The 324-nt window shown below is 42.0% G+C and carries 1 protein-coding gene; it reads right to left on the bottom strand.

Annotation, left to right across the window (positions count from 1 at the left end; translation table 11 throughout):
* A partial coding sequence (locus tag AB4512_RS24650) for a sugar transferase (protein WP_372176103.1) occupies positions 1-322 on the bottom strand: 322 nt, incomplete at its 3' end.
* Positions 323-324: the final 2 nt, after the last annotated feature.

Consider the following 324-nt stretch of genomic DNA (forward strand, 5'->3'; position numbering starts at 1 on the left):
GTCTTGGGCCGACCAAGCTCATTTCACCTTTCAGCACGTTGTATAACTGAGGGAGTTCATCCAATTTCGTTTTACGCAAAAAACCACCTAATTTCGTTACAGAACTCGCCCCAACTAAGTGAGTCGCTACAGACTTTGTTTCGACAGGCATCGTGCGGAATTTCACCAAGGTGAAAGGTTTTTTGTTACGACCTACACGGGTCTGAAAAAAGACAGGCGACCCCGTATCAAAGTAACCAAGGATACAAATAATGAGAAATACTGGCCATAGGAACAACAGGCCAAAGAAAGCAAAAACAAAATCTAACAAACGAATCAAAATAT

It is taken from the genome of Vibrio sp. 10N.222.52.B7, from assembly GCF_041474275.1.
GTDB lineage: Bacteria > Pseudomonadota > Gammaproteobacteria > Enterobacterales > Vibrionaceae > Vibrio > Vibrio crassostreae_C.